General features: G+C 66.4%; 20 protein-coding genes. 10 read left to right on the top strand and 10 right to left on the bottom strand.

Features of this window, described 5'->3' with window-relative positions; translation table 11 throughout:
- Position 1: 1 nt before the first annotated feature.
- The gene (gene accB, locus HNP71_RS04740; protein WP_183265737.1) at positions 2 to 460 is read right to left on the bottom strand and encodes an acetyl-CoA carboxylase biotin carboxyl carrier protein; all 459 of its coding nucleotides are present in this window, start codon (positions 458 to 460) and stop codon (positions 2 to 4) included.
- A complete protein-coding gene (gene aroQ, locus HNP71_RS04745; protein ID WP_183265738.1) occupies positions 457 to 912 on the bottom strand; it encodes a type II 3-dehydroquinate dehydratase in 456 nt (151 codons plus the stop codon). The genes accB and aroQ overlap by 4 nt, the downstream gene beginning before the upstream one ends.
- Positions 913 to 1,035: 123 nt before the next feature.
- On the opposite strand from aroQ, the gene thiS reads away from it, so the two are divergent.
- From thiS to HNP71_RS04760, 3 genes are read left to right on the top strand one after another with little or no spacing between them, the layout of a single operon-like run.
- The gene (thiS, locus tag HNP71_RS14360; protein WP_183265739.1) at positions 1,036 to 1,257 is read left to right on the top strand and encodes a sulfur carrier protein ThiS; all 222 of its coding nucleotides are present in this window, start codon (positions 1,036 to 1,038) and stop codon (positions 1,255 to 1,257) included.
- Positions 1,258 to 1,259: 2 nt separating this feature from the next.
- Positions 1,260 to 2,054: a thiazole synthase gene (locus tag HNP71_RS04755; protein ID WP_183265740.1), complete on the top strand. Its 795-nt coding sequence runs from the start codon at positions 1,260 to 1,262 to the stop codon at positions 2,052 to 2,054.
- 26 nt (positions 2,055 to 2,080) lie between these two features.
- Positions 2,081 to 2,704, top strand: a complete 624-nt coding sequence (locus tag HNP71_RS04760; RefSeq protein WP_343062257.1) for a VC0807 family protein — start codon at positions 2,081 to 2,083, stop codon at positions 2,702 to 2,704.
- Here HNP71_RS04760 and HNP71_RS04765 read toward each other — a convergent pair.
- Entirely contained in the window at positions 2,673 to 3,122 is a 450-nt protein-coding gene (locus tag HNP71_RS04765; RefSeq protein WP_183265742.1) for a DUF2147 domain-containing protein, read from the bottom strand. The two genes, HNP71_RS04760 and HNP71_RS04765, sit on opposite strands and share 32 nt — an antisense overlap.
- Positions 3,123 to 3,373: 251 nt before the next feature.
- On the bottom strand, positions 3,374 to 5,314 hold the full coding sequence (locus HNP71_RS04770; protein WP_183265743.1) for a bifunctional 2',3'-cyclic-nucleotide 2'-phosphodiesterase/3'-nucleotidase: 1,941 nt from the start codon (positions 5,312 to 5,314) through the stop codon (positions 3,374 to 3,376).
- Positions 5,315 to 5,383: 69 nt separating this feature from the next.
- Here HNP71_RS04770 and HNP71_RS04775 point away from each other — a divergent pair, with 69 nt between their 5' ends.
- Positions 5,384 to 7,741: a Hint domain-containing protein gene (locus HNP71_RS04775; protein ID WP_183265744.1), complete on the top strand. Its 2,358-nt coding sequence runs from the start codon at positions 5,384 to 5,386 to the stop codon at positions 7,739 to 7,741.
- Between the two features lie 20 nt (positions 7,742 to 7,761).
- On the opposite strand, the gene HNP71_RS04780 is transcribed toward HNP71_RS04775, so the two are convergent.
- Positions 7,762 to 8,376 (bottom strand): hypothetical protein, encoded by a 615-nt coding sequence (locus HNP71_RS04780; RefSeq protein ID WP_183265745.1) that lies wholly within the window; start codon positions 8,374 to 8,376, stop codon positions 7,762 to 7,764.
- A gap of 44 nt (positions 8,377 to 8,420) precedes the next feature.
- Between HNP71_RS04780 and HNP71_RS04785 the strand changes: the two genes are divergently transcribed.
- Positions 8,421 to 9,377 carry a homoserine kinase gene (locus HNP71_RS04785; protein WP_183265746.1) on the top strand — a complete coding sequence of 319 codons (957 nt, stop codon included), beginning with the start codon at positions 8,421 to 8,423 and terminating at the stop codon, positions 9,375 to 9,377.
- The gene (rnhA, locus tag HNP71_RS04790) at positions 9,367 to 9,828 is read left to right on the top strand and encodes a ribonuclease HI (protein WP_183265747.1); all 462 of its coding nucleotides are present in this window, start codon (positions 9,367 to 9,369) and stop codon (positions 9,826 to 9,828) included. The genes HNP71_RS04785 and rnhA overlap by 11 nt, the downstream gene beginning before the upstream one ends.
- On the opposite strand, the gene HNP71_RS04795 is transcribed toward rnhA, so the two are convergent.
- The 3 genes from HNP71_RS04795 to HNP71_RS04805 all read right to left on the bottom strand — a co-directional run bounded on the left by HNP71_RS04795 (position 9,825) and on the right by HNP71_RS04805 (position 11,853).
- Positions 9,825 to 10,280: a phosphatase PAP2 family protein gene (locus tag HNP71_RS04795; RefSeq protein WP_183265748.1), complete on the bottom strand. Its 456-nt coding sequence runs from the start codon at positions 10,278 to 10,280 to the stop codon at positions 9,825 to 9,827. The genes rnhA and HNP71_RS04795 overlap by 4 nt on opposite strands.
- A gap of 143 nt (positions 10,281 to 10,423) precedes the next feature.
- Positions 10,424 to 11,395 carry a quinone oxidoreductase family protein gene (locus HNP71_RS04800; protein WP_183265749.1) on the bottom strand — a complete coding sequence of 324 codons (972 nt, stop codon included), beginning with the start codon at positions 11,393 to 11,395 and terminating at the stop codon, positions 10,424 to 10,426.
- A gap of 2 nt (positions 11,396 to 11,397) precedes the next feature.
- On the bottom strand, positions 11,398 to 11,853 hold the full coding sequence (locus tag HNP71_RS04805) for a methylated-DNA--[protein]-cysteine S-methyltransferase (protein WP_183265750.1): 456 nt from the start codon (positions 11,851 to 11,853) through the stop codon (positions 11,398 to 11,400).
- A gap of 82 nt (positions 11,854 to 11,935) precedes the next feature.
- On the opposite strand from HNP71_RS04805, the gene HNP71_RS04810 reads away from it, so the two are divergent.
- The 4 genes from HNP71_RS04810 to trpS all read left to right on the top strand — a co-directional run bounded on the left by HNP71_RS04810 (position 11,936) and on the right by trpS (position 15,782).
- Complete coding sequence (locus HNP71_RS04810) at positions 11,936 to 12,400, top strand: CHAP domain-containing protein (protein WP_183265751.1); 465 nt, start codon at positions 11,936 to 11,938, stop codon at positions 12,398 to 12,400.
- Positions 12,401 to 12,418: 18 nt separating this feature from the next.
- The gene (gene murJ, locus HNP71_RS04815; protein WP_183265752.1) at positions 12,419 to 13,960 is read left to right on the top strand and encodes a murein biosynthesis integral membrane protein MurJ; all 1,542 of its coding nucleotides are present in this window, start codon (positions 12,419 to 12,421) and stop codon (positions 13,958 to 13,960) included.
- A 67-nt stretch (positions 13,961 to 14,027) separates the two neighbouring features.
- The gene (locus tag HNP71_RS04820; RefSeq protein WP_183265753.1) at positions 14,028 to 14,705 is read left to right on the top strand and encodes a type 1 glutamine amidotransferase domain-containing protein; all 678 of its coding nucleotides are present in this window, start codon (positions 14,028 to 14,030) and stop codon (positions 14,703 to 14,705) included.
- Positions 14,706 to 14,780: 75 nt separating this feature from the next.
- Positions 14,781 to 15,782: a tryptophan--tRNA ligase gene (gene trpS, locus HNP71_RS04825; protein ID WP_183265754.1), complete on the top strand. Its 1,002-nt coding sequence runs from the start codon at positions 14,781 to 14,783 to the stop codon at positions 15,780 to 15,782.
- On the opposite strand, the gene HNP71_RS04830 is transcribed toward trpS, so the two are convergent.
- On the bottom strand, positions 15,779 to 16,585 hold the full coding sequence (locus HNP71_RS04830; protein ID WP_183265755.1) for a sulfotransferase domain-containing protein: 807 nt from the start codon (positions 16,583 to 16,585) through the stop codon (positions 15,779 to 15,781). The two genes, trpS and HNP71_RS04830, sit on opposite strands and share 4 nt — an antisense overlap.
- Before the next feature lies 1 nt (position 16,586).
- Entirely contained in the window at positions 16,587 to 19,304 is a 2,718-nt protein-coding gene (locus HNP71_RS04835) for a DEAD/DEAH box helicase (RefSeq protein WP_183265756.1), read from the bottom strand.
- Between the last annotated feature and the right edge of the window lie 18 nt (positions 19,305 to 19,322).

A 19,322-nucleotide genomic window follows, 5' to 3' on the forward strand; every position in this document is an offset into this window, starting at 1 on the left:
CTTATTCGATGATGACCAGCGGCTCGTCGAACTCCACCGGCGCACCGGAGGTGACCAGGACCTGCTTCACCACGCCCGCGCGCGGGGCCTTGATCTGGTTGAAGGTCTTCATCGCCTCGATGAGCAGCAGGGTGGCGCCGGCCTCGACGGTCTGGCCCACGCTCACATAAGCGGGTGCGCCGGGCTCGGCGGAGAGATAGGCCACACCGACCATCGGGCTCTTCACCAGGCCGGGATGCTTGGAGAGGTCGGCAGCGACAGGAGCGGCGGCGGGCACGGCGGTAGGCGCCGGGGCGGCGGCAACGGCCACCGGGGCGGGGGCGGCAACGGCCACCTGGGTGATGGCGCGGGCCAGCCGCACCTTGCGGTCGCCCTCGGCCAGTTCGATCTCAGAGAGGCCTGTCTCGTTCAGCAGGGCTGCGAGTTCGGCCAGGGTCTTGGGGTCGAATGTAAGGCTCATTGGTCGTCTTCTTCTTCCAGGATGTCGGAGAGGGCAATCAGCGCCAGCCTATAGCCCGCAAATCCCAGCCCGCAAATCACCCCCGTGGCCGCGTGGGACACATAAGAGTGGTGGCGGAAGGATTCGCGCTTGTGGATGTTGGACAGATGCACCTCGATGACCGGGATCTCGAGCGCGGAAATCGCGTCCATCAGCGCAACCGAGGTATGCGAATACCCGGCCGGATTGATGACGACACCCGCGGCGCGTTCGCGTGCTTCCTGCACCCAGGTGATCAGCTCGCCCTCCAGGTTGGTCTGGCGGCATTCGATGGCTAAACCCAGGCCTTCCGCGGTTTCCGCGCAGAGGGTCTCGAGGTCGTCCAGCGTCGCGGTGCCGTAGATCTCCGGCTCGCGCGTGCCCAGGAGGTTCAGGTTCGGCCCGTTGAGGACCAAAATAAGTGGTGCTGCCATGATGGAGGAACCCGCTAGCATAGGGGCATCGCGCTGGCCAAATGTTTAAGCGCCCCTTGCGGGGGGACGCAAATTTTTGACCGCCTCTTGCGGGGACGAGGGGGCATCCCGATAATGCGGCGCATGAATAATACGGTTGAGATGCTGGCGTTTACGGTGAATGGCGAGGCCATGGAGCTGCCGCGCGGCACCAGCGTGGCGGGGCTGCTCGCACTCATGGAGCTGGACCGCCGCAAGGTGGCGGTGGAGCGTAATCTGGAGATCGTGCCGCGCTCGCTCTATGAGTCCACGCTGCTGGACACGAGGGACGCAATCGAGATCGTGCATTTCGTCGGGGGTGGCTGAACATGGATGGCAGCGTGCAGCAGGGCGGCGATGTCTGGACCGTCGCCGGGCGGAGCTTCTCTTCCCGTCTGGTGGTGGGTACCGGCAAATATAAGGATCTGGAGACCACCGCCGCGGCCATCGAGGCCTCCGGCGCCGAGATGGTGACGGTGGCGGTGCGGCGCGTGAACCTCTCGGACCGTAACGCGCCGATGCTGCAGGATTACGTGAGCCCCAAGCGCTACACCTATCTGCCCAACACCGCCGGGTGCTTCACCGCCGATGAAGCCGTGCGCACGCTGCGCCTGGCGCGCGAGGCGGGGGGGTGGAATCTGGTGAAGCTGGAAGTGCTCGGCCCGCCGCCGCTGCTCTACCCGGACATGGCCGCCACCCTGCTCGCCGCCGAGGCGCTGGTGAAGGACGGGTTCGAGGTGATGGTGTACTGCGCCGATGACCCGGTGGCGGCGAAGAAGCTTGAGGACATGGGCTGTGTCGCCATCATGCCGCTGGGCGCGCCCATCGGTTCGGGGCTTGGTGTGCAGAATCCGCTGATGATCCAGAGCATTATCGAGACCGTGAAGGTGCCGGTGCTGGTGGATGCCGGCGTGGGCACCGCCTGGGATGCCGCCTTCGCCATGGAGCTGGGTTGCGACGCGGTGCTGGTGAATTCCGCCATCGCCTTGGCCGAAGACCCGGTGCTGATGGCCCAGGCCATGAAGCATGGCGTGGAGGCTGGGCGCCTTGCCTTCCGCGCCGGGCGCATTCCGCGCAAGGGCTTCGCCACGGCGTCCTCGCCGATGTCGGGGCTGATCCGCTGAAGGGCATCCTCTCCGCCGGTCCCGAAATTGCCGTCAATTTCATCGCTCCCTACCTCGTGTACGAGGCATTGGACGATGCCTATGGCGATAGCTGGGCGCTGATTGTCTCCGCCGTGCCGCCCTTGCTGTGGAGTACGGTGGAGCTGGCCCGCACGAAGCGGATCGACGCGATTTCACTGATCGTGGTGGCGAGCATCCTGTTCACCGTGGTGGCCACGGCGATGGGCGGCTCGCCCAGGCTGATCCAGATCCGCGACGCGATGGTGACCGGCGTGGTCGGGCTGACGTTTTTAGCCTCGCTGCTGCTCAAGCGCCCGCTCATCTTTTACCTGGCGCGCGCCGCCATGTCCCGCAACACGGTCGCGGGGTTCGAGGCTTATGAGTCCCTTTGGGCCCGGCCCGGCGTGCCGGCGGCGTTCCGCTGGCTCACCGTGGTGTGGGGCATGGGGCTGGTGGCGCAGACCGGCGCCATGTGCTGGCTGGCCTGGATCTGGCCGATCCCGCGCTATCTGCTGGTCTCGCCGGTGATCTCGGCGGCCATGTTCGGCGGGCTGATGATGGCCAGCCTCGCCTATATCGCGCGCAATCCGGCGGTGCGGCCGATCCTGCGCGGCGCGATCACCTGGCCGGGCGTATCAGGCAATCGCTAGGCGTGGGCTGGGTGTAAGGGTACCAGACCTGCGTCTCGCCAAGGAGTGGCAGGCCCACATAGCCGCGCATATGCAGGTTGTTCTGCGCATCGAACCAGACCGAAGCGCTGTACCTGTTGCCGTTGCGCGGGTCGGTCACGGTGCCGGTCCAGGTGATCGAGCCGTTGTCATGCGGATGCGGGGAGACTTGGAAGATGATGTCGTGGCATTGCAGCTGGCCGCGCCAGTCGATCGGGGCGGGGTCGGTCGGGTGGTCCAGCACCATGCCCGAGATGCGCGCGCACAGATCTGTCCCGCATTGGGCGACGCTGATCACGGTCCCGCTATTGTTGGTAACCCAGCTCCCCGAGGGATAGGTGATGGCGGCAGGCGAGGCGTCGGCGGCCTGCGCCAAAGCGAGGCCGGAGCTTAACCACAAGGCGGAAAACCAGCGGCTAAACAAGGCAAGGGCTCCCAGACGGTGCCTGTTTTTGTGCAATCCGTCGCGATTTTGTTAACAACAGCATGCGTGAGCGAGCCAGCGGAAAACCGGTGCCGGGCGGAATTTCCGGGGCGCTGTGGCAGAAAAGCCGCATTTCTGGAATGGTTCGGGCCATTGCGTGTTGTTCCGGCGGTTTATCTGGCTCTCAGTTGGCCCGGATACGCGGGCGGAACAACCGGAAAATACTCCTAGCTGAGTTGCACGGCGTAGCGTGTGTAGCCGTCGCCCGAATCGCCCTGGCTGGTGATGCCCAGCGGCAGCAGCGCTTTTGCGGCTTCCGGTGCGCTCTCGAACACCGCCGTGACCGGGCTGCCGAGGGGGACGAAGCGCCAGATTTCCGGCGTGGCCATGTTCACCTGCCGTTGCGCCATGATGTAGCGGACGATCACATCCTGCGTCTTGTCCGGCGCGCGCAGCACTACATCCGCCGGGTCGTGCACGATGCCCCCGCTATCGGCGCGGTAATTGTTGGTGACGACGACGAACTCTTGCGCGTCGTCCACCGGCGCGCCCTGGTAGCGGAGATTGACGATGCGCCGCGCATTGGGGTGCTGCAGCCCGTGCGCGCCGTAGCGGTTGGGTTGGGTGAGGTCGATCTCGTAGGTCACGCCTGCGATGACGTCGAAGATATAAGAGGGGATGCGCGGGCGCAGCAGAGCCTGGGGGGCGGGGTTATCCGGGTCGATGCGGTTGAAGATGCCCGCCGAACGCTCCAGCCATTCGCGCAGTGTGACGCCCTTCACCCGCAGCGCCGCCACGGTGTTGGGGTAGCTGTAGAGATCCGCCACATCCCGGATGGCGATGCCGCCGGCGGGGAGGTCCACGTAATTCTCGGGGGACTGGTAGCCCTCCTTGAAGGGGGCGGCGGCGGAGAGTACCGGCAGGCCCTGCACCGAGACCGGGAGCAGCGGCGTGGCGTACCAAGCTTGCGCCGCGTTCACCAAAGCGAGGGAGCTGTCCGCCCCGTTCACCAGCGCCAGATAGGAGTTCACCGGGCGGGTGAGCTGGCCGATGGGTTGGCGAATCCAGGCCAGGGTCTTTTGGTGCTCGGGGGCCACGGCGGCATCTACCGTCGCGTTGTTGGCGGCCAGCGAGATCACGTCCCGGTCCTGGCGCTGGCAGATGGGCAGGGTGGTGCAGGTGAAATCGCTGACCACCCATTTGCCGCCGGATCGGGTGAGGGTCAGGTCGATCTGTCCCAGCTCCCCGCCCCAGAAGCCCGGCATCACGGCGGGGATGCCGTTCAGCGTGCCGCGCGTGGCGTCCACCCCGTCCATCCCGGCGTAGTCGGGGCTTGGGAAGGTGCGGTGGGAATGGCCGGTGAAGATGACGTCGATGCCCGGCACCTGGGAGAGGTACAGGCTGGCGTTTTCCTCGCCGCCCTGGCGCGGGGCGGCGGAGATGCCGGAATGGGAGAGCGCGATGACGAGATCCGCCTGGGCGCGCAGGGCGGGCACATGGGTCTGCGCCGCTTCCACAATGTCGCGCGTGCGGACCTGCCCGCCCAGATGGTCGCGGTCCCAATGTGTGATCTGCGGCGGGAGGAAGCCGATGACGCCGATTTTCAGCTTGTGCTTGCCGCCATCCTCGGCGGTGAATTCGCGCTCCAGCAGCAGGGTGGGGGGCAGGCAGGGGGAGCCGTCGGCGTGTAGGTAATTGGCCGAGCAGAAGGGGAATTTTGTCCCGGCCAGGGTCTTGTTCAGCAGGTCAAGCCCGTAATTGAACTCGTGGTTGCCGAGCGTGGCGGCATCGTAGCCCATGGTGTTCATGGCGCGGATGGTGGGGTGGATGCCATCGGCGGGGAAATTGCCGGGCAGGGCCACGTAATCGGCCAGTGGGGTGCCCTGGATGATGTCGCCGTTGTCGAACAGCATGGAATTGGGCGCCCCGGCCCGCGCGGCGGCGGCCAGGGTGGCAACTTTGGTCAGCCCGACGCTCTCGTCAGGCTCGTCGCGGAAATAGTCGTAATCCTCGACGAAGCTGTGCAGGTCCGAGGTTTCCAGCAGGCGCAGCCGGATGACCGGGGCTGCATCCGCCAGGGCGGCGGCGGGGGCCAGGGCGGCGGTTTGCAGCAAAGCGCGGCGGGTCAGGGTGGAATGGTTCGTTAACAAATTGTTGATCTGCCTCATGGCGAACGAATCCCCGCTGCTTGTACCGGAAAGATAATTATCAACACTTCGCTTCAAACAGGGGCATTGATGACGACTTTTAATGGTACGTATACTTCCGAGGTCACTCTGTCAGCCGGCACGGCGAATGCGACCCTCGGAACTACCGGCGTCATCAATGCCTATGGTCCGGCGGGGGTTGGTACCATCAATATCAACGGCACGTTAACGCCCGAGATTCTTTCCGCGGCTCTGTTCGCACCTGCCAGCATCACCGCCAACATCACCAATCTGGGCACGATTGAGAGCCACGGCACCAATGCCAGTAATTGGTTTGACGCCGGCATTGTGCTCGGCGCGCCGGGCACTGTGATCAATGCCGGGCTGATCGAGAGCGCGGCGGGCATTTTCGTTGGCGGCGGGCAGGGCTCCACGGGCGCTATGGTCATGAACACCGGGGCGGTCGAGGGTACGGTGTCGGTTGGCATCATTCTCACCGGGGCGGGCACGGTGCTCAATGCCGGGAGCATCAGCGGCGTGATGGGCGCGGTGCTGGAGCAGGGCACCAACGCGTCCTATCTCGGCAACGACGTAACCGGCGTCATCACGACTTCGGTGGGCGGGGCGCAGGCTGGTTACGCCGTGCAGATGGATGGCGGCGGCACGCTGATGAATGCCGGTATGATCGCGGGTTATTCGGGCGGTGCGGAACTGCGCGCGCGCAATACCGTCACCGTGTTCAACGCGGGCACGATCGCCAGCACGGGCACAGCTTCCGGCAGTGGGGCGGCGCTTAGCGTGGGCGAGGACACCATCGCCAATGCCGGGGCCATCATCGTCAATAACGCCGGGGGCGTGATCAGCGGCCAATACGGCATCGAGATCTACCAGCGCGGCACCTCAGCCAGCCCGGGCACGATGGTGAACACCATCGGCAATGCCGGATTGGTTCAGGGCACGAGGGGAGCAGCCATTGCCGACTGGTCCGGCACAGCTGTGCTGGGCAATAGCGGCACCATCCTGTCAACTGGCAGCATCGGCGTGGATCTGCAGAATGGCGGCACGGTATTCGATTCCGGTGTAATCCAGGGCGCGACCACGGCGCTGTATATGGGCGGTGGCGGAAGCGACCGGCTGGTGCTGGGGGCCGGGGCGTCCTTCGGGGGCAGCATCGCCGTTAATGCCGCCGCCAATGCCACGCTGGAGCTGGCTTCCAGCAGCTCCGCCGGCACGTTCGACATGGGCGGCACGGTCACCGGGTTCGACAATATCGTGTTCGACACCGCCAGCACCTGGACGCTGGAGGGCAATCTTGCCGAACTCGGCGGCGGGGAGATGATCAGCGGCTTCAGCGGCGCCGACACGCTGGTGCTGGAAGGCTTCACCGCCACCTCGGACCAGCTGATTCAGCTTGGCGGCACCGATACCTACGCGCTCGACCTCTCCAACGGCTCAAGCACGGTGCAGCTCGACCTTGTTGGCAGCTTCACCGCCAATGAAATCACCTTCAGCGCCGTTGGGGCGGGGACGGAGATCCATCTCTGCTATCTGCGCGGCACGAACATCCTCACGCCGGAAGGCGAGCGCCTGGTGGAAAGCTTGCGCGCGGGCGACGAGGTGCTGACCCGCTATGCCGGACCCCAGCGGATCAAATGGATCGGGCGGCAGGATTATGCCGGGCGGTTTATCGCCGCCAACCCGGAGAAGATCCCCGTGCGCATCCTGGCCGGGGCGTTGGGCGAGGGGCTGCCGGTGCGTGATCTGTCGCTCTCGCCCGGCCATGCGGTGTTGCTGGAGGAGACGCTGGTGCTGGCGCAGAGCCTCGTCAATGGCGTTACCGTATTGCAGGATGAAGCGCCGGAGTTGGTGGCGTATTATGCCATCGAGCTGGAGACGCATGACTGCGTGATCGCCGAGGGCGTGCAGGCCGAGAGCTTTGCCGACGGCCCGGGCCTGCGGAACCAGTTCCATAACCTCGCCGAATTCCACGCTTTGTTCCCCGGTTATGTGGAGCCGGATGAGATCGCCCTCTGCGCCCCGCGCCCCGAGCGTGGCCCGGCGCTGGATGCCGTGTTGCGGTCCGTGGTGGCTCGCGCGGCGGCGCGCGCGGCGCCGGGGGTGTTGCGAGGCTTTGTGGATCTGGTCGAGGAGGATGGGCTGGTTGAGGGCTGGGCGCAGGACATGGCCAACCCCGAATTGCCGGTGCTGCTGGAGATCCGGCACGGGGACGAGGTGCTGGGCACCGTGCTGGCCTGCGATCTGCGCGAGGATCTGGCCGCGGCGGGTATTGGCAAGGGGCGGGCGATGTTCAGCTTCCGCGTGCCCGGCGGGCTGGCGGGCGAGGCGCGCCAGACGATCTCGGTGCACCGCGCAAGCGATGGCGCGATAGTGCCGCTCTCGGGCGATTGCCGGGCGAGGATCGGTCTTGAGGAAACCCGCGCCGCATAAGCGGCACGGGCGATCCGCCTTTACGGGGCGGCGTTGGGGTGGGCGGCGGCGTAGGCCAGCTGGTCGGGCGTCATCTCGAAGCCGAGCAGGATCTGCAGCTGCTCCGAATCCGGCACGTTCGGCACCTCGATCTTCACCGCCTTGCCGGTGGCGGTCGTGGTGGTGGCGTTGCCGTTGAACTTCAGCGTGACGTTGTAGTCGGATTTGGAGAGGATGTTGTTGCCATTGGTGATGGCGGCGAACCAGGTGAGGGTGAGCGGCTTGCCGTTATTCGCCGGGCCGTTATCGGCCAGGAAGCTCGGTTTGATGTGCAGCAGCACGGCATGCTTCTCCTTCTCCAGCACGCAATCGCCGGTGAAGCTGGTGAGCTGCGCGGTGGTGAGCTGGGCCGCCACGTCCGACCGGCCAGGAAGGAAGGCGCTCAGCGTCTGCGCCTGTTGCAGCACGGCGACTTGCGGACAGTGTAGTGGGATGGTGTGCACGAGCAGCGGGCCGGCGTTGCTGGTGCCGAACAGCGTGTCCGGGCGGTCATGCGCGGCGGTGGCGGCCTTCTGCGAGGAATCGCCGCCGCCGCATCCGGCCAGGGCGGTGAGGCTGAGCAGGGCGGCAAGGGCAAGGGCGCGGGATTCTTTCATGCCCCCTCCCTTGCCAGAATTTTCACGCCCGGTCATCTACGGGCATGGCAGTTTATACGGAAGTCACGGACGAGGCGCTGACGGCGTTTTTGGAGCGCTATGAGATCGGCACGCTGCTCGCGTATCGCGGCATCGCCGAGGGCGTGGAGAACAGCAATTACGCGCTGAAAACCACGCAGGGCGATTTCATCCTCACCTTGTACGAGAAGCGGGTGAACCCCGAGGACCTGCCCTGGTTCCTGGGGCTTATGGAGCATCTGGCCGCCAACGGGCTCACCTGCCCGCTGCCGGTGCGCGCCAAGGATGGCCAGAACCTCAACCCGCTGGCCGGGAAGATCGCCGCCATCACCACCTTCTTGCCGGGGGTGTGGCCGCGCCGCGTGGGCATCGAGCATTGCGAGCCGCTGGGGGCCGCGCTGGCCAAGCTGCATCTGGCGGGCCAGGGCTTTGCCGCCACGCGCAAGAACGGGCTGGGGCCCGATGCCTGGGGGCCGCTGCTGGCCAAGTGCGAGGGAGCGGACAGCGTGCAGCCCGGCTTGGCGGCGGAGCTGGAAGGCTGGCTGGGTCAGATCACCGCCGCGTGGCCCAAGGATTTGCCTGTGGGGCATATCCATGCCGATCTGTTCCCGGACAACGTGTTCTTTCTGAACGGCGAGATCTCGGGGTTGATCGATTTCTATTTCGCCTGCACGGATATCTACGCCTACGACGTGGCGATCTGCCTGAACGCCTGGTGCTTCGAGCGGGATTTCTCGTTCAATGCCACCAAGTCCCGCGCCTTGCTGCGAGGCTATATGGCGCACCGGGAGCTTTCGGCCGCCGAGCAGGCGGCCATGCCGGTGCTGGCCCAGGGGGCGGCGATGCGCTTTTTACTGACGCGGCTCTACGACTGGCTGAACACCCCGGCGGGTGCGCTCGTCACGCCCAAGGACCCGATGGATTATTACCGCCGCCTGCGCTTCCACCTCGCGGCCAAGGATGCTTCCGCCTATGGCCTCTGAGACCGTGGAAAACATCGTCGAGATCTGGACCGATGGCGGCTGCAAGCCGAATCCGGGGCCGGGCGGGTGGGGCGCGATCCTGAAGTTCAAGGGCAATGTGAGGGAGCTTTCGGGCGCCGACCCGGAGACCACCAATAACCGCATGGAGCTGACCGCCGCCGCCGAGGCGCTGAGCGCGTTGACCCGGCCCTGCAAGGTGGTGCTGCATACCGACAGCGAGTACCTGAAGAACGGCATCACACGCTGGCATACCGGTTGGGTGCGCAAGAACTGGCGCAGCTCCACGGGCGACCCGGTGAAGAACATGGACCTTTGGCAGCGCGTGCTGGCGGCGGCGAAACCGCATGAGATCGACTGGCGCTGGGTGCGCGGGCATTCGGGCGACGTGATGAACGACCGCGCGGACGCGCTGGCGACGGCGGCGCGCGAGGATCTGGTGCGGGCGGGTTAGGCTTCCCGCCCCAGCAGCACCAGCGTACCCCAGGCGCAGGCCGTGCCGGTGATCAGCCCGGCCAGAACGTCCGAGATGAAATGGTAATCCGCGCCGACCAGCCCGGTCATCACCGCCAGGATGAGCGCCGCGTAAAGCGGACGCCAGCGTGGGTGCAGCACCCACAGCACCCCTAGCGGCGCCGAGATATAGGCGGTGTGGCCCGAGGGAAACCCGCCGCACAGGGCAGAGTCGGTGAGCGGGTGGAAGCCGTACATCCCGTATTTCAGCCAGGAGCCGGGCCAAGTGCGGCCGAACAGCCATTTCAGCTCGTCCTTGGCGGCGGTGGCAGCCAGAATGGCGAGGCTGACGCGCAAGGCCAGCGGGTTGAGCCGGGCAGCGTCGCGCAGCTTTTGTGCCAGCGCCCAGAGCAGAAACAGCCCAGCGAAGGGCAGCGCGAACACCGAGGGCACGGCGCAGGCCTGAAAGAGCGGGCGCAGGCCGTTATGCGTGGAGAAGAACAGGGCGACGGGCTGGTCCAGCCACAGGATGCCGAGAACCGTGCCGCAGGCGAGCGCCGCCCAGAACGCGGCCAGAGAGAGGGGAAGGGCCGGTCTCAGGGGATGAGGACGGTGCTGCCGGTGGTCTGGCGGGCTTCCAGCGCCGCGTGGGCGGCGGCGGCCTCGGCCAGTTTGAAGGTCTGGTTGACCTGCACCTTCACCGCGCCGGAGCCGATGGCCTCGAATAGGCTCTGGGCCGAAGCTTCGAGATCCGCCGGGTTGGCGGTGTAGGTGGCGAAGCCGGGGCGGGTGAGATACAGGCTGCCCTTGGCCCCGAGGGTGAGCAGGTCCACTGGCGGTACGGGGCCGGAGGCATTGCCGAACGAGACCATCAGCCCGAGCGGGGCGAGGCAGTCCAGGCTGGCGTTGAACGTGTCCTTGCCCACGCCGTCATACACCACCGGCACCATTGCGCCGCCGGTGATGCGCTTGACCTCCGCCGCCAGATTGGCGTGGCCGATGATGGTGTGTGCGGCGCCGTTGGCATGGGCCAGCTCGGCCTTCTCGGCGGTGGAGACCACGCCGATGACATTGGCCCCGAGATGCGCCGCCCATTGGCACATGATGAGCCCCACCCCGCCCGCCGCCGCGTGGACCAGTATGGTCTGGCCCTTTTGCACCTTGAACGTGCGGTGCAGCAGGAAATGCGCGGTGATGCCCTGGAGCATGGCGGCCGCGGCGGTCTGGAAGCTGATGCTTTCGGGTAGTTTCACCAGCCGGTCGGCGGGGATCAGGCGTTCCGTGGCATAGGCGCCCAGCGGCCCGCCGGCATAGGCCACGCGGTCGCCGGGGGCGACGTTGGTTACCGCCTCACCCACGGCCAACACCACGCCGGCACCTTCCATGCCGATGGTGGCGGGCAGCGGCGCTTTATACAGCCCGGTGCGGAAATACACGTCGATAAAGTTCAGCCCCACCGCCTCATGGCGTATCAGCGCGTCGTGCGGGCCGGGCTGGGGGGTGGGAACCTGCTCCCATTTGAGGACGTCCGGGCCGCCGGTGGCGTGGATACGGATGGCATGGGTCATCGTTATCGGGCCCTGATTCGTTGTTCGAGGTCTAGGAGAATACGTTTGGTGGCGAGCCCATCGCCACCGGAATAGCCGCCCATGCCGGAGCTGCCGAGCACGCGGTGGCAGGGGATGAGAATGGGGATGGGGTTGGCGGCATTGGCGCCGCCCACCGCGCGGGCCGAGCCGCCCGCAACCGCCGCGATCTCGGCATAGGAGCGTGTTTCGCCCAGCGGGATCTGCCGCAGCGCGGCCCAGACCTTCTGCCGGTAGGCGGTGCCATGGGGGTTCAGTGGCAGGTCGTCGGGCAGGGGGGCGTCTTCGTCGAAATACGCGTCCAGCGCGGCCTTGGCGCGCAGCAGCAGGGGCGAGGGATCCTGGAAGCTACCCCAGCCCCATTCGAGCGCGACAATGGCGTCATCCTCCGCGAACAGCGTGAGGTCGCCGACCGGGGAGTGCATGGAGAGAGCGGGCATGGGGCGCAGGCTAGTCGGAGCCAGGGGCAGGATCAAGCGGGGGATTGCGGCGCGGCTTGTTCCTGCCCAGAAATGCAAGAAGATGCCGCGTTTCCGCCTCGCCCTCCTGCCTTGCCTCGCTTTGGCCGCTTGTGCCGGGCCGCGCCTGGAATCGCCCAGCCATTTTGGCACCTCCACGCGTCTGAGCTGCGTGCCCTATGCGCGGGAGGTCTCGGGCATCGACCTGCAGGGCAATGCCTATGAGTGGTGGGACGAGGCGGAGGGCGTGTATCCGCGCAGCCAGGTGCCGAGCCGGGGGGCGGTGTTGGTGTTCGCCCCGCACGGGAACATGAGCGTGGGGCATCTGGCGGTGGTGACGAGGCTGGACAGCTCGCGCGAGATCCGCGTGACCCAGGCCAACTGGCTGCCGCACCGCATCGAGCGAAATCAGCCGGTGGTGGATGTCTCCCCCTGCAACGACTGGACGGCGGTGCGCGTGTGGTACGAGCCAGCGCATGCGCTGGGGGCGAGCGTGTACCCCACCTATGGGTTTATCCGGCCTAATTAATCCTCTAAGCCACGGCGCATGATACGCGGCGCGTTTACCGTTGGGGCCTGGACGATGGCGAGCCGCATCCTCGGCTTCGTCCGCGATATCATGATCGCTTTCGTGCTCGGCACCGGACCGGTGGCCGATGCCTTCTTCGTGGCGCTGCGCCTGCCCAATCTGTTCCGCCGTCTGTTCGGCGAGGGCGCGTTCAACGCCGCCTTCGTGCCTTCCATCGCCACCGTGCTGCACCAGGAGGGCATGGAAGCCGCCACCAATTTCGCCGAGGAGGCGACAGCGGTGATGGCCTTCTGGCTTGGGGGCATCACCATATTGGGCGAAATTTTCATGCCCTGGGTGCTGTATGTGCTGGCGCCGGGCTTCACGGGGAATGGCGGCAGGTTCGACCTCGCCGTCGCGCTGACGCGCATCATGTTTCCGTATTTGTTCTTCGTCTGTCTCACCGCCCTGTTCTCGGGCGTGCTGAACGCGATGAGCCGGTTCGCGGCGGCGGCGGCGGCGCCCGTGCTGTTCAACGTGTTCTCCATCGCCTCCATGCTGTGGCTCGCACCTTACACCGCCAATCCGGGCTTTGCGCTGGCCTGGGGTGTTACCGTCTCGGGCATCGCGCAGCTGGCGCTGGTGGTGTGGGCCATCCGCCGGGCGGGGATGCGCTTCACCATGCCGCGCCTGCGCTTTACCCCGCGCATCCGCACGTTGTTCCGGCGCATGGCTCCGGCGTTGGTGGGGGCGGGGGTGACGCAGCTCAACGTCTCCATCGACATCATCATCGGCACGCTGCTGCCCGCGGGCTCGGTGTCCATCCTGTACTACGCCGACCGCGTGAATCAGCTGCCGCTGGGGGTGATCGCCACCGCAGCCGGCACGGCGCTGTTGCCCGCCGTGACCAAGCATATCGCGCTTGGGCAGACGGAGGAGGCCAACACCGCGCTCAACCGGGCGCTGGAATCCGTGCTGATGCTGACCCTGCCCGCGGCCATCGGGCTGGCCGTGGCGGGCAAGCCGGTGATGGATGTGCTGTTCGTGCGCGGAGCGTTTACCGAGCATAACGCCATTCTGGCCGCGCATTCTTTGGCGGCGTTCGCCATCGGGTTGCCGGTGTTCGCGCTGATCAAGGTGTTTACCCCCGGTTTTTACGCGAGGGGCGATACGGTGACGCCGCTGAAGATCGGCGTGGCGGCGGTGGCGCTGAATTTGGGGCTGAACCTGTTGTTCATGCATCCGCTGAAGGCGGTGGGGCCGGCGCTGGCCACCTCGCTGTCTTCGGCCTTCAACGCCACGCTGCTGGTGTGGCTGCTGCGCCGGCGCGCGCATTTCGGGCTGGACGCGCTCTCGCGTCACCGGGTGCCACGCATTCTGCTCGCGGGCGCGGTGATGGCCGCCGCACTTTATGCCACCGGGCGCTGGGTGCTGCCGGCCGGCAAGAGCAATATCCCTGAGTTTTTGCTCCTGGTGCTGGTGGGGGGCGTGTTCTACTTCGGTCCAGGCATTTTGCTGCGGGCCTTCGAGCTGGATGAGATCCTGCGCATTTTGCGCCGCCGCCGAGCCAAGGCGGCCTGACCAGCCCAAGGGGTTGCACGGCCCGGGTGGCGCCACAAGATTAGGGGGCATCATACGGGAGTTACGCATGAAGATTCTGATCGTTCTCACCTCGCACGACCAACTCGGCAATACCGGCCACAAAACCGGGTTCTGGCTCGAGGAGTTGGCAGCTCCCTATTATGTATTCCACGATGCGGGGGCGGAGCTTGTCCTGGCCTCTCCGCATGGCGGGCCGCCGCCGCTCGACCCCAAGAGCGACCTGCCGGAATTCCAGACCGCGCTGACCCATCGCTTCAAGGCCGATCCGGCGGCGCAGCAGGCCCTGGCCAACACCGTGCGGCTGGACAGTGTGCGCGCCGAGGATTTCGACGCCGTGTTCTACCCCGGCGGGCATGGTCCGCTGTGGGATTTGGCGGAATCGCCGGCCTCCATCGCGCTCATCGAGGCGTTCGACCGCGCGGGCAAGCCGTACGGGCTGGTCTGCCACGCCCCTGGCGCGCTGCGCCACGTGAAGGCCGCGAATGGCCATCCGCTGGTCGAGGGACGGCGCGTGACCGGCTTCTCCAACAGCGAGGAGGACGCCGTGCAGCTCACAGATGTGGTGCCCTTCCTGGTCGAGACCGAGTTCAAGCGCCTGGGCGCCCATTATCAGAAGGGGCCGGATTGGGGGGCTTTCGTTATTGAGGATGGCAGGCTGATCTCCGGCCAGAACCCCGCCAGCTCCGAGGGCGTGGCCAAGGCGATACTGGCCCAGCTGGCCTGACGCCCTTCCCCGCCCCCGCAGAAAGCGGGGCGGCGGTTGACCGGCGCATAAAACACGGCGAAACCATGCGCCATCATGGCACGCATCTTCTCTGGCATTCAGCCCACCGGCATCGCGACTCTTGGCAATTATCTCGGCGCGCTGCGCAACTGGGTGGCATTGCAGCAGGGCGATGACGAGTGCGTCTATTGCCTCGTCGATCTGCACGCCATCACCACTTTCCAGGAGCCTGCCGCCCTGCGCGAGCAGACCCGCCAGATGGCCGCCCTGCTGCTGGCCTGCGGGATCGATACCGAGCGCAGCATCCTGTTCCACCAATCGGCGGTTTCGGCCCATGCGCGGCTGGCCTGGATCTTCAACTGCGTGGCCCGCATGGGCTGGCTCAAGCGCATGACGCAGTTCAAGGACAAGGCGGGCAAGCATCAGGAGGAAGTCTCCACCGGGCTGTTCACCTACCCCAACCTGATGGCCGCCGACATCCACGCCTACCATGCCACGCGCGTGCCGGTGGGGGATGACCAGCTCCAGCATATCGAGCTGGCGAACGACATCGCCGAGAAGTTCAACCATGATTTCGGTGTGGCGTTCTTCCCGCGCATCGAGCCGCTGGTGCTGAAGGAGTCGGCGCGGGTGATGAGCCTGCGCGATGGCACCAAGAAGATGTCCAAATCCGATCCCTCGGACATGTCGCGCATCAACATGACCGACACGGCCGATGTGATCGCGCAGAAGATCCGTAAGGCCAAGACCGACCCGGAGCCGCTGCCCGAGCATGTGCATGATCTTGATGCCCGGCCCGAGGCGCGGAATTTGGTGGGCATCTACGCCGCCATCACCGGGCATAAGGTGAGCGAGGTGCTGCACCGCTTTGCCGGGTCCGGCTTCGGCCCGTTCAAGGAGGCGCTGGCCGAGGCGCTGATCGCGCATATCGAGCCGATCGGTAATCGTACCCGCGAATATCTGAAGGACCCGACGGCGCTGGACCGCATTTTGCAAGAGGGTGCGCGCAAGGCCGAGGCCATCGCCGAGCCGATTGTGGCCGAGGCGGAGCGGCTGGTCGGGTTCCTGCCGCGCTAAAGGTATCCCAGCTTTTGCATCACCTCGCCATGTGCGGCGGTGATGCGCTGGACCTGCGCGGGCGTTAGGCGCTCGCGCCATTGCCCGGCCTTGCCCTGGCGGAAGAATTTTTCTCCCTTGCCGCCCGCCTTGTAGCCCTCGGCCGTCTCCTGCGCCGAGAGGCTCTTGAAGCTGCTGAACTCGATGGCGAGGGCGAGGCGTTGTTGATCCACTTCCCCAGTGCCGATGAACCGGATGATACGCGCGAAATAGCGCTCCGGCTCGGCCACCAGATCCTCGTAGCGCGTGAGCAGCCGCCGAGGCGCGCCCACCCAGGAGCGAACATGCGCCGACCAGGAGGAGAGCAGTTCGAAGACTTGCAGATCGTCGCTGGCATTGGCGGCGCCGGGGTTGGCCATTACCTCGATGATCTCATCCACGCTCCGCTGCGCGAAGGCGGCGAAGGAGAGGGCGACGTCGCGCGGGTCGCGCACGATATACACCGCCCCCGCCGTATGCTCGGGGGTGCAGAGCGGAATGCCATGCACGGCGAGATTGGCGTTGTGCGTCTTCACGAAGACGAGGTCCGGGTGCAGCTTCGTCAGCTGCTCGTGTACGCCGGGGCGCAGGGCCTGCACCTGCTCGATGGTGAGCGTCTCGCCCGGCTGGCGGAAGAACGGGGCGGCGCATTCGGCGACGGAGAAATCCGTCAGCCGGTTGATGCTGTGCGCCGCCTCGGGCCGGGTGATGTAATTGTGCAGAAACGCCCGGACCCAGGTGTTCCCCGATTTGGGGTAAGATGCCAGCCAGACGATTTTGCCCATCTCAGGCCGCTTCCGCCTCCGGGTCGCGGTCCGAGCCGAAGAGGAAGTCGATATCGTCGGCATTGAAGGCCATGCCACCGCCATCCTCGAAGGCGATGCTGGCCAGCTCCGCCTTGCGCTGCTGCAGCTCAAGGATGCGCTCTTCCACCGTGTCGGTCGCGATGAGCTTGTAGACGAACACCGACTTGGTCTGGCCGATACGGTGCGCGCGGTCGGAAGCCTGGGCCTCGATGGCCGGGTTCCACCACGGGTCGTAATGGATCACCGTATCCGCCGAGGTCAGGTTCAGTCCGCGCCCGCCCGCCTTCAGCGAGATCAGGAAGAGCGGCACTTCGCTGGCCTCGAAGCGCTGCACCGGGGTGGCGCGGTCGCGCGTGTCGCCGCGCAGCTCGACGAACGGGATGCCCGCCTCGGCCAGACGCGGCTTCATCAGGTCGAGCATGGAGGTGAACTGCGAGAACACCAGGATGCGCCGTCCCTCGGGGATCAGCTCGTTCAGCATCTCCATCAGGTCGTCCAGCTTGGCCGAGCTTTCCACGCCGGTGGCGTTGCCGATGCGCACGAGGCGCGGGTCGCAGCAGGCCTGGCGCAGCTTCAGCAGCGCGTCGAGCACGATGACGCGGCTCTGCGCCAGCGTGCGTTCGGCCATCTGTTCCTTCACGGTCTCGTACAGCGTGCCGCGGATGGTCTCGTACAGCTCGCGCTGGTCCGGGGCGAGGCTGATGCGGCGCAGGATGATGTGCTTGGGCGGCAGTTCGGTCGCCACCTCCTGCTTGGTGCGGCGCATGATGAAGGGCTGGATGCGCGCGACAAGCTGGGCGCGCACCACCGGGTCGCCGTTTTTCTCGATGGGCGTGCGGAAGCGCTTGGTGAAGCCCCGGCGGTCGCCCAGCAGGCCGGGCATGAGGAAGGCGAACTGCGACCACAACTCGTCGAGATTGTTCTCGATGGGCGTGCCGGAGAGGCAGATCTTGTTGGTGGTCTTGAGCTGGCAGACCGAGCGCGTGGCCCGCGCCTCTGGGCTCTTGATGGCCTGCGCCTCGTCCAGCACCACGAGATGCCAGGGCAGGATCTTCATCTCCTCAATATCGCGCGTCAGCACGGTGTAGGTGGTCACCACCACATGCACGTCATCCAGCTGCTCGCGCTTCTCGTGACGTTCCAGCCCGTGCAGCACCACCACCTTCAGATGCGGGGCGAATTTGCCGAGCTCGGCTGTCCAGTTGGCGACCAGCGAGGTGGGCACGACGATGAGGGCGGGCGAGGTGAGCCGCCCGGCGGCGTATTCCACGCAGATATTGGCGATGGTCTGCGCGGTTTTGCCCAGGCCCATATCGTCGGCCAGGAAGCCGCCGAGGCCGTAGCTGGCCAGATGCTGGAGCCAGTCGACGCCATGCTGCTGGTAGGGGCGCAGGCTGGCCTTGAACTCGGGCGGGATCTCGACCGGGATGATGTCCGGCTCGCCACGGAAGCGCTCGACATAAGCCTCGATATCCGCCGCGTTCTGCCAGGAGGTGGTGAGCACGTCCTCGAGTTCGAGCACCGTGGCGGCGGCGCCCACCGGCAGCACCAGCCCCTTCTCGGTGGTGCGCCCGGCGGATTCGATGAGGTCGCCCATCACCGCCAGCAGGCGCCGGATGCGGTCCGCCGGGAGCTTGACCACGCGGCCATCCTCCAGGCTGGTGATGATCTCGCCCTCGACGATCTGCGCCGCGTCGATGCCGCCCTTGTTGAGCAGGTTCTCCAGGATGGGCAGCAGGGGGATGCGTTCGCCATCCACCTCCACGCCGAATTCCAGGCTGAAGGTGCCGGCTTCGCCGTCCTCCACCCGCACGTCCAGATTGCCGACATTCTCGGCCAGCTGCGGGCCGAAATTGGCGTCGATATGGCTGAGCCAGCCCTGGGCGGTGAGCTCGGGCACGCGCACGGCGACGAAATGGTGCCATTTCGCCGCGGCTTCCTGGCCGCGATAGACCAGCACACGCTGGCCACGGGCGGACTTGCCGTCGGCCACGCGCATCTGCACGAAATTGTCCTGGCGGAGTTGGTCCAGCGCCTCGGCTTCAGCGGCGATGTCGCGGCGGATGAAGGAGATCTGCCCGCCGGAGCGGACGCGGATGAATTGCTGCTCGTCGGCACCGTCCACCCGCACGCCGCCATAGTCGAAGTCCAGCGTCAGCACGTCGATCATGCGCTGGCGGTTTTGCTCATCCGGCCCGTGCACGCGGCGCAGGCGCAGCACCGGGGTGGCCTTGCGTTCCAGGATGGTGGCGCCGGGCTCCGGAGCGTCGGGCAATGTGGGCAGCAGGATGTTGGCGGCCTTGGGGCGGCGCCCGGTGGCGCGGATGCGCGGCGGCGAGGGCGGGCCGGGCGGGCGCTCGCCGGCAGGGATGATGGTGTCGATCAGCTGCTTGGGCGCTTGTTTGCGCAGCTGCGGGAACTTGCCCAGCGCCGCCAGGGCGGTAGCGGCAAGGTGACGGCAACCGCGCTCGCCGCAGGAGCATTCGCGCTCGGCGAAGGAAATGCGGCTGCCTTTTTTCTCGGGGGTGATGGAGGTGGTGCGGCGGGTGCCGTCCATGTCCTCGACGAGGCCGTCGATGGTCTCGCCGTGCAGGGTCACGTCCTTCACGAAACCCAGCGCGATGAGGCTTTGCGCCCGGCGAATCACGGAAGAGTCGAAGACCCGGTCAAAATCCTCGGCGGAAAAAGTCACCGGCATCGGCTGTTGCTACTCCCC

This window comes from Acidocella aromatica, assembly GCF_014201825.1.
In the GTDB taxonomy this organism is placed as follows: Bacteria; Pseudomonadota; Alphaproteobacteria; order Acetobacterales; family Acetobacteraceae; genus Acidocella; species Acidocella aromatica.

Coding starts and splice junctions, on each gene's coding strand:
- accB (WP_183265737.1), bottom strand. CDS start 460: ATGAGCCTTACATTCGACCCCAAGACCCTGGCCGAACTCGCAGCCCTG.
- aroQ (WP_183265738.1), bottom strand. CDS start 912: ATGGCAGCACCACTTATTTTGGTCCTCAACGGGCCGAACCTGAACCTC.
- thiS (WP_183265739.1), top strand. CDS start 1,036: ATGAATAATACGGTTGAGATGCTGGCGTTTACGGTGAATGGCGAGGCC.
- HNP71_RS04755 (WP_183265740.1), top strand. CDS start 1,260: ATGGATGGCAGCGTGCAGCAGGGCGGCGATGTCTGGACCGTCGCCGGG.
- HNP71_RS04770 (WP_183265743.1), bottom strand. CDS start 5,314: ATGAGGCAGATCAACAATTTGTTAACGAACCATTCCACCCTGACCCGC.
- HNP71_RS04775 (WP_183265744.1), top strand. CDS start 5,384: ATGACGACTTTTAATGGTACGTATACTTCCGAGGTCACTCTGTCAGCC.
- HNP71_RS04780 (WP_183265745.1), bottom strand. CDS start 8,376: ATGAAAGAATCCCGCGCCCTTGCCCTTGCCGCCCTGCTCAGCCTCACC.
- HNP71_RS04785 (WP_183265746.1), top strand. CDS start 8,421: ATGGCAGTTTATACGGAAGTCACGGACGAGGCGCTGACGGCGTTTTTG.
- rnhA (WP_183265747.1), top strand. CDS start 9,367: ATGGCCTCTGAGACCGTGGAAAACATCGTCGAGATCTGGACCGATGGC.
- HNP71_RS04800 (WP_183265749.1), bottom strand. CDS start 11,395: ATGACCCATGCCATCCGTATCCACGCCACCGGCGGCCCGGACGTCCTC.
- HNP71_RS04805 (WP_183265750.1), bottom strand. CDS start 11,853: ATGCCCGCTCTCTCCATGCACTCCCCGGTCGGCGACCTCACGCTGTTC.
- HNP71_RS04810 (WP_183265751.1), top strand. CDS start 11,936: ATGCCGCGTTTCCGCCTCGCCCTCCTGCCTTGCCTCGCTTTGGCCGCT.
- murJ (WP_183265752.1), top strand. CDS start 12,419: ATGATACGCGGCGCGTTTACCGTTGGGGCCTGGACGATGGCGAGCCGC.
- HNP71_RS04820 (WP_183265753.1), top strand. CDS start 14,028: ATGAAGATTCTGATCGTTCTCACCTCGCACGACCAACTCGGCAATACC.
- trpS (WP_183265754.1), top strand. CDS start 14,781: ATGGCACGCATCTTCTCTGGCATTCAGCCCACCGGCATCGCGACTCTT.
- HNP71_RS04830 (WP_183265755.1), bottom strand. CDS start 16,585: ATGGGCAAAATCGTCTGGCTGGCATCTTACCCCAAATCGGGGAACACC.
- HNP71_RS04835 (WP_183265756.1), bottom strand. CDS start 19,304: ATGCCGGTGACTTTTTCCGCCGAGGATTTTGACCGGGTCTTCGACTCT.